This is a genomic window from Microcystis sp. M165S2 (genome assembly GCF_020245885.1).
Lineage (GTDB): Bacteria > Cyanobacteriota > Cyanobacteriia > Cyanobacteriales > Microcystaceae > Microcystis.
Window position 1 is genome coordinate 1 of sequence record NZ_JADBTZ010000052.1, and the last position, 8,548, is coordinate 8,548.

At 42.3% G+C, this 8,548-nt stretch carries 4 protein-coding genes and 1 pseudogene; 3 read left to right on the plus strand and 2 right to left on the minus strand.

Annotated features, from left to right (window positions below):
- Positions 1-211, plus strand: a pseudogene (locus IM479_RS02860) (hypothetical protein); the annotation flags it as partial.
- Positions 208-1,614: a magnesium transporter gene (mgtE, locus tag IM479_RS02865; RefSeq protein ID WP_287687289.1), complete on the plus strand. Its 1,407-nt coding sequence runs from the start codon at positions 208-210 to the stop codon at positions 1,612-1,614. The pseudogene IM479_RS02860 and the gene mgtE, both read left to right, overlap by 4 nt.
- 192 nt (positions 1,615-1,806) lie before the next feature.
- Here the strand turns inward: mgtE and cobN are convergent, their stop codons facing one another.
- Positions 1,807-5,448, minus strand: a complete 3,642-nt coding sequence (gene cobN, locus IM479_RS02870; protein WP_287687291.1) for a cobaltochelatase subunit CobN — start codon at positions 5,446-5,448, stop codon at positions 1,807-1,809.
- Between the two features lie 426 nt (positions 5,449-5,874).
- Between cobN and IM479_RS02875 the strand changes: the two genes are divergently transcribed.
- Positions 5,875-8,076, plus strand: coding sequence for a hybrid sensor histidine kinase/response regulator (locus IM479_RS02875; RefSeq protein WP_287699154.1), 2,202 nt, complete (start codon positions 5,875-5,877; stop codon positions 8,074-8,076).
- Between the two features lie 181 nt (positions 8,077-8,257).
- Here the strand turns inward: IM479_RS02875 and IM479_RS02880 are convergent, their stop codons facing one another.
- Positions 8,258-8,374 (minus strand): photosystem I reaction center subunit VIII, encoded by a 117-nt coding sequence (locus IM479_RS02880; RefSeq protein WP_004162778.1) that lies wholly within the window; start codon positions 8,372-8,374, stop codon positions 8,258-8,260.
- Positions 8,375-8,548: the final 174 nt, after the last annotated feature.

An 8,548-nucleotide genomic window follows, 5' to 3' on the forward strand; every position in this document is an offset into this window, starting at 1 on the left:
AGGGCATACCGGAACCTTTGGGCTCGACCCAATAAACGCTTGGGGAGAGAATACCTCTACTTTTTCAGAAGCAATTCTGTCTTTCGCAAGTAATCTCTGTGAACCAAGAATCCCCGTCTCTTTAGAGCGGGGAGTGTCAAAATCCTTTTGTATCCTCCATCAATTTTTCGAGCTTCCCTTTTTAGTTACCTTACCCAATTATCAATTATGAATAACACTGAAATCAACTTTCCCAAAGGCTCTAAGAGTGACCTAAGAGATGTGATCACAAATCAGTTACTCATTTTTTTAGAAGCCAAAAATTATGACGCAGCTAAAACTCTATTAATTCCTGTCGCTTCCGTGGATATAGCAGAAGCGATTGCGGACTTACCTAAAACCCTACAAATCATTGCTTTCCGACTTTTAAATAAATCTCAAGCCATTGACGTTTATGAACATTTAGATAGAAATACCCAATACTTATTAATTGAAAAGTTTAAAGATGCGGAAGCACCTGAAATTATTAATAATATGTCTCCTGATGATCGAGTCAAGTTATTTGATGAGTTACCTCCTCAATTAGCGAGGACTTTAGTGGCTCAATTATCCCCTGAAGAAAGAGAGTTGAATGCTTTATTGTTCGGGTATTCTGCTGATACAGCAGGGCGAATTATGACCCCGAAATATATCTATGTCAAAGAAACTGTTACTGCCAATGAAGCTCAAGCTAAAATCAGAAATTTAGCCGATAAGATTGAAGTAGCTTACTATATCTATGTGACAGATGATAATAAGAAATTACAAGCAACCTTATCTTTAAAAGATTTAATTGTTGCTAAACCAGAAGCGATAATTTCTGAAATTATGAACAGAAATATTATTTATGCCTATACCGATACCGACCAAGAAGAAGTCGCTAAATTGATTCAACGCTATGATTTATTAGCCTTGCCAATTGTTGATAAAGATGAAAACTTATTAGGGGTAGTTACGGTAGATGATGTCATCGACATTTTAGAGGAAGAAGCAACTGAAGATATTTATAAAATGGGAGCAATTAACACGGAATCTGATGATCAAAATTACTTTAAATTGGGCTTGTATAAAATCACAAAAAAACGAATACCATGGTTATTAATTTTATTAATCACGAATTCTGCAACAGTTTTTTTAATGAGTAATTTTGAGGAAGTGTTAGAAGAAGTAGTTACCTTAGCCTTTTTTACCCCATTATTAATTGATGCAGGGGGAAATATAGGCGCACAGTCATCGACCGTTGTTATTAGGGGATTAAGTACTGATGAATTAAGAGATAAGAAACCGTTTTCAATTATTGTGAAAGAGTTAATAACAGGGGGATTATTAGGGATCATTTTAGCCGTCATTGTGATTGCTATGGTTTTCGTATTCTTAGGTAAACCAGAGATTGGTTTTATAGTGGGAATTAGTTTAATTGCTATCTCAATTATTGCAGCGACGACAGGTACAGCATTACCTTTTATCTTTAACAAAATGGGATTTGATCCTGCTTTAATGTCTGCTCCTTTTATCACGACAGTGGTTGATGTTTTAGGAATTTTTATTTATTTCAGTATTGCTCAATTAATCCTAAAGGAAAGTTTGAGAAATTGATGGGCAAGGCAAAAAGATTAGGCCAATTCAAGTCTGAATTGGCGCTCCATAACTTGCCCAGGGTTATATCCTTGAGCGCTCGATAATTTTTAATCCTCAATCCCTCAATTCCAGCCATTATTTAGTCCCGTTTCTCATTACTAAAGTAATTTGAGCAATTTCTTGATAGACTGATTCTAGACCAGTTATCAATTACTGACCCGATTCGATCACTCCTTCGGCCTCATGGACAATTGCCCTCAATCGATCTAAAGTTTTCTGGTCCACCTGGGTCCATAATCCCCGTTGTTGAGCCTCTAATAATCTTTCGGCCATATCTCGCAATGCCCAGGGGTTTTTCTCCTGAATAAATTGTTGTACCTTGTCGTCAAATAAATAAGCTTCGGCTACTCCCTGATAGATAAAATCCTCCACTAGATGAGTAGTGGCAGAATAGGCAAAAATATAATCTACGGTCGCAGCCATCTCGAAAGCGCCTTTATAGCCGTGTCGCATCACTCCCGCTATCCATTTGGGGTTCACTACTCGCGAACGATATACCCGGCGAATTTCTTCCTCTAAGGTTCTGATGCGGGGATTTTCTGGACGGGAATGATCACCAAAATAGGTGACGGGATTTTTGCCGGTTAATGCCCGAACACTGGCAGTTAAGCCGCCTTGAAATTGATAGTAGTCATCGGAGTCGAAAATATCGTGTTCCCGATTGTCCTGATTATGCAGCACTATCTCTAATTCTTGTAGTCTATTTCTCAATACTTCCGGTAAAGAATGGGCAGTTCCTTGACTATCATAGGCATAACAACTCCAGTTAATATAAGCATTAGCTAAGTCTTGATCATTTTGCCAGTTTTGTGACTCGATTAACCCCTGTAAACCGGCCCCGTAAGCACCGGGTTTGCAGCCAAAGATTCTGGCAGTAGCTCTCAGTTTCGCCTCTTTTTCTCCTAAGCCCTGACTTAGCCAAAACTCCCTCTCTGTCTTCACTTTCGCCGCTAAAGGATTAATTTTTTCTTCTTCCTCTTGACAAGCTACCGCATTTATGCCAGAATTAAGAAGATGTAGTATGCTGGGGAAACTGTCCCTAAAAAAGCCCGATACCCGAACGGTCACATCAATGCGAGGACGGCCTAAGCTAGACGGGGTAAGGATTTCAAACCCGACCACCCGACGGAAAAAACCATCCCAAAGGGGACGAATTCCCAGTAAAGCCATGGCTTCGGCCACATCTTCGCCACTATTTCTCATCGTCGAAGTTCCCCAGATAGAAATCGCCAAAGTGCGGGGATATTCGCCATTTTCTTGGGTATAACGTTCAATTAGTGCCTCTGCGGCCTTTCTTCCCACTTCCCACGCAGTTTCTGTGGGGATTGCGCGGGTATCGACAGAATAGAAATTTCTGCCGGTGGGGAGAACATCGGGACGGCCGCGGGTGGGAGCGCCGGAAGCACCACTGGGGACGTATTGGCCAGCGAGACCTTTTAAGAGATAGGTAAGTTCATCGGGGGTTTGTTTTAAAGCAGGAATTAACTGATTTTCTAGCCAAACCAATTCTTTTGCCGTATTTTCGCCTAGAGGTTCAATTTTCTGGCTAATTAAATCCTGAGCGAGACTTTCCAGATAGGTAGTAGTATCGTTATATTCCGTCAGGGGGTCGCAGTCGAGGTGGAGGTCAAGGGCGATCGAACGGGTTAAACCGGGGCGGTCGGGACTAGGAGAACGAGCGATCGATTGGATTAAATCAATTAACTGCTGACCCTGGGGACATTGACCGAAGATATGTAAACCGTCGCGGATTTGTGCTTCCTTGAGTTCACAGAGATAACCATCCACGAGGGTAAGAAATTGACCAAAGGAAGCGCTGGTCGCAACGCGCTCGCTACGCGAGATCGTGCCTAGCTCTCGATCGAGATTAGTTTTCGCCACCAGATCACTAATCCGCTCGCGAATCAGAGCTAAACGAGAAGGATCAAGAGATTCTGCTTGATAATATTCATCGATGAGAGACTCTAACTTTTCCCAATCCCCATACAATTCCGCTCGCGTCATCGGGGGAGTGAGATGGTCGATGATAACAGCTTGGGAACGTCTTTTAGCGCTGGAACCTTCTCCGGGGTCATTGACAATAAACGGATAAAAATTCGGCAGCGACGAGAAAGCAATTTCGGGATAACAATGGGGAGAAAGAGCGAGACTTTTCCCGGGCAGCCATTCTAAATTGCCGTGTTTACCGAGATTAATTACAGCAGTGACTTGGAATTCCTGTCGTAACCAATGGTAAAAAGCGAGATAGCTGTGGGTAGGTTCGAGGTCGGGGGAATGATAATTAAGAGTCGGGTCGAGGTCGTAACCGCGAGAAGGTTGAATACCGATAAAGACATTACCTAACTGGATGCCGGGGATAGGAAAATCCCTGTCTGGATGTCCCCAACGGTCAAGCATAGCGCTTTGATTATCGGGGGGAAGGGAGGAGAAATAATCTAGATATGCTGACCGGGAGAGAGATTGATAGATAGGTTTTAATTCCCTTGTCTCCAGGTCATTAGTGATACCGGAAATAAGCAATCGCATTAATTCATCGCTATGGTCGGGTAGGTCGGTGAGGGTATAACCTTGGGTTTGTAATGCGCGAAGAATTTCCAGACCACTAGCGGGAGTATCTAAACCAACTCCGTTAGCGATACGACCATCCTTATTGGGATAGTTGGGGAAAATGAGAGCAATTTTTTTCTGGGAGTTGGGAAGGGAGGAGAGTTGACAATAGTTTGCGGTTAAATCAGCGACAAAATCAACCCGGTGGGGGAGGGGTTGATAGATAACTATTTCCGTTTCTAGTTTCGGATGTCGGGTGAGGACAGATTTAAAGGAAATAGCGCGGGTGATAATTTTGCCATCCATTTCCGGTAAAGCGATATTGATGGCCACATCCCGGGGGGAAAGACCTTGATAACCCTGTTGATAAGCTTCTAAACTGCTGCTGCTGAGGACAACTTGGAAGATGGGTTTATTGAGGGACTGCCAGAAGTGATGATTTTGTTTGTCTTCTGGTCGTTGGATAGAGAAGCTAGTGGTATCGAGAATTAGGTCTGGGGGATGGTGGGAAAAGAGGGTTAATAGTTCCTCTTGCACTTCAATTTCCCGGACAGAGGAGAGAAAGATAGGGACAGTTTCAATATTTCTTTGGGTGAAAGCGGTGATTAAAGCATCGATAGCTTTGGTATTACCCGCGAGATAATGGGAACGATAGAAAAGTATCCAAGTCCGTGCTTGGGGTTGGGATAGGGTTATCTGGGAATAGATTCCCAACCTAGGGACAACCCTAGGAGGAGAGGGAGGATAGTCGAGATGGAGACAGGTATGCGCGATAAATTTACAAGCATTAATCCAGTTATCTATCCCTGCTTCCGTGAAATAGCACCATAACTGATTAACAGTAGTCAGGGAAGCAGTGGAATGACTCATCAACTCTAAATCCGGTTTATCCTCTCCCGGGAGGACAAATAAAGTCGCACCGGTTTCCTCGACAATTTCCTTAACTACTTCCAATCCGTAGGACCAACTCCCCCGTCCTCCCAATAAGCGAAGAATAATCACTCTTGCTTGGGATAGTACCTTGTCCCCATAGTTATCGATACTGTATTGCTGCTGTAACTGCGATAAATTCAGGGCGCGAATTGCGGGAAAATTATCGGGTAGATGGTCGATAGCTGCCGCTAGAGTTTGAATATCGGTATCAGCCATGGTGAGGAGAACAATCGGGGCCGGATTTTGGTCGATAATAATCACCCCTTCGGTATCTGCTGTCCAACCACCCGCTTGGGGAGCAATTCGGTGCATAAGTTTTGAGAGTCAGGTTAAATAATGATTAGGTTTTGAGAATCAGGGTCTCGATCGAGGGATCATTCTTAGGTAGATAGAGATGATTATATCTGTCTGCGGCAATTTTCAAGAATAGGGATTAGGGAATAGTCGGGGATAGGGATTAAGAAAAATCTTCACTAAAACCCACACCCCAGTCCCCCATCACCTTACTGATGACTGGGGTGTGGGGTGTGGGGTGTGGGAAGTGGGAAGTGGGAAGTGGGGAAGTGGGGGAATTTCAACTAAAACCCTAAAACCCTAAAACCCTATCACCCTATCTCCTGCCTCGCAGCCTCGGAGTCTCCTGCCTTCTGATAACTGATAACTGATAACTGATAACTGATAACTGATAACTGATAACTGATAACTGATAACTGATAACCGATAACTGATAACTGATAAATGAATGCTTCTCCTGCTTATGTTTGCGGTCAAGTGTTGTCATCTACTCACCTCGAACAAATTCGTTCTTGGTGGGGACAGTTGGCAATACAGGTGACAGCACCGAGGATTAGTCTAAGTGAAAGAGACATTCCCCCACAGACAGGAGAAATCTATCAACTCTTGCTTTCCACTGACCTACAAGCTTTATTGTTAGCCAGTCCCCAAGGGCATAATTTCCAGTACGAAGTCCGCATTAGTTTTGAAGCGAACACGATTAAAAATTTTCTGCAAGGACTGGCTGTCAAGTCTCTCCACAACCCAAAAATTCAGCAGGGTTATCAAATTTTAAATCTGCCTCTATCCATTAATGTCAGCAGTTTTCAAAATAAAATTTTAGTCAAAATTCTCTCGATAATTTCTTCTCCGTCTGCTGATAGAGATTGTTCCCGCATTTTCTCCGTTTGTCAACCGGTAGAAGCTGCCCTATCCCAACAAATCCAACAGGAAAGATTATTAAACCAAGTCATCACCCAAATGCGTCAGAGTCTGGAGTTACCGGTGATTCTGGAAACCGTAGTCAGGGAAGCGCGGGAGTTTCTGCAAGTGGACCGATTGTTAATTTATCAATTTTTCCCCAGTACCAGTGAGGTAAAGGGAAAAATAACTTCCGAGTCGCGCATTTCTGACCAGATAAATTCGGTGTTAAATTTAACCCCCGAAGACGATTGTTTTTCCTATATTCCCCAATACAAAGAAAAGTACCGTCAAGGATTAATTCTGGCCGTGGATGATGTGGATGCTAACTATTCTTCTTCCTTCTGTTTGTCCGAATTTTTGCGACAACAGCAAGTGCAATCAAAATTAATCGCCCCGATTGTGGTACAAGAAGAATTGTGGGGTTTATTAATTGCCCATCAATGTCAAGAAAAACGCCAATGGTTGCCGCAAGAAAAGAAATTTTTAGGTCAGATTGGTGAACATCTCGCCATTGCTATCTATCAAGCGCAATTATATTCTCAAGTACAGGAACAAAAAGATATTTTTGAACGCCGGGTAATAGAAAGAACCCAAGAATTACAAGATACTTTAATGGCCGCAGAAGCCGCTAACCTCTGCAAAAGTGAATTTTTAAATAATATTAGTCATGAGTTATTAACTCCCCTAACTTGTATTATCGGTTTGTCCAGTACCCTGCAAAAATCCTCGGCAGCCAATAATTTTTTACCCCCCGACAAACAAAAACACTATCTAAAAGTTATTCAGGATAACGGCAATAAACTATTAGAATTAATCAATGACTTGCTTAATTTCTCGCAAGTTTCGGCGGGGAAAGCTGTTTTAGATATTAAACAATTTTCGCTAAAATATCTCTGTAACCATGTTTTAGAAATTATTAAAACAGAGGCAGAAACTAAAGAAATTAATCTGATTTTAGAAATGAGAATCACCGAAGAAGAGCATTATTTTTACGCCGATTATGATCGAGTTCAGCAGATACTTTTATACTTGTTAAAAAATGCCCTGAAATTTACCCCCGAACAAGGTGATATCACCCTGAGACTGTGGAAAGAAGGCAGTCAGGTCATTTTTCAGGTAGAGGACACGGGCATCGGCATTCCCGCTCAAAAAATACCGCTTCTGTTTGAAAAATTTACCCAATTGGATGGCTCCCGCAAACGTCGTTATGGTGGTGTGGGATTAGGATTGGCTTTAACTAAACAATTAGTGGAACTCCATCGCGGCACGATCGAGGTAGAATCTTGCTTAGATAAAGGTTCCATCTTTACCGTCCGTTTACCTCAACAAAAGCCACCCATATCCCAGCTTCAACCCTCGGAGAATAATCCCCATTTTAATCACCACCATCCCACTATAGTTTTGATTGAAAGTGACGAAGAAATCGCCAATCTTATTTGTGAGTTATTGATGGTGGCACATTATCAAGTTATTTGGTTAATCGATAGTGTCTCCGCTATCAAAAAAATTGAGATCGTGCAGCCCGGTATTATAATTGTCGATCGGAAAATGCCCGATATATATCATCTGTGTCATCTTTTAAAAAAATCTAGCCAAACTCAAGCCAGTAAAGTGCTAATCTTGAATGATACCCCTGAAATCAGCGTTAATTTTCTCGGTCGTCATGGCATTGACGACTATCTCCTCAAACCGATTCAACCCTCCCTATTGTTGGAAAAAATCCGCTATCTAACCGCTTTATAAGTGGGGTTTGCGGCAAAAAGTTTTTCGTGGGGGTAGGGTGTAGGGTGTGGGGTGTGGGGTGTAGGGTTTTACCCATTTTCATCTGGTCAATTTTTTCCTTTTTCCTCAGAAAATAGAGCTTGAAAACTAACTATCAAATAGCTAATTTTCAAGCTCTTAATTGTAGGAATCCTAGGCTAAATTAGGATTCACTCTCGATATAGATAAATAACAAACCCATAACCACAGCTGGCATTAACCAACAGACGATCGGGATTAAAATCCAAGGCAGATAAGAAGCTGCGTAGTCACCAGTCATGTCAAATGCTCCTAGTAAAAAAATAAGGAAATGTTGACATCCTCGCCGCCGTAAAACGGACGGCGATTCCTCACCACGCCACTTTTTTAGGGTGGTCGCTGAACGGGGTTGACGCTTCACCGAAAAACGCTTAATTGCTTAAGTCTGACACTTTCTCCACGTCCGTTTTGAGTG